Raw genomic sequence first — 230 nt, forward strand, 5'->3', positions numbered from 1 at the left:
GGCAGGTGCATCATTAGATATGGATGTTGTGTTACAGTTATCATCCACAGTAGGCGTTCCAAGATTGACATTAGCGGCATCTGTAGAACAGCCATTAGCATCAACATTTACAGATACCGGTGCAGCACAGTTTACAAAAGTCGGATTGATATTATCGGTTACAGTCACAGTTTGCGTACAAGTGGCCGTATTACCAGCACCATCGGTTACGGTCCAAGTGACCGTTGTTT

Annotated in this window: 1 protein-coding gene; it reads right to left on the minus strand. The window is 44.3% G+C overall.

The features are described 5' to 3' along the window. The coding region (locus tag ACNG5D_RS16250) for a hypothetical protein (protein WP_418184559.1) at positions 1 to 230 on the minus strand (230 nt) is incomplete at both ends.

Origin of the sequence: Algibacter ulvanivorans (assembly GCF_048381495.1) — a bacterium.
GTDB lineage: Bacteria > Bacteroidota > Bacteroidia > Flavobacteriales > Flavobacteriaceae > Algibacter_B > Algibacter_B ulvanivorans.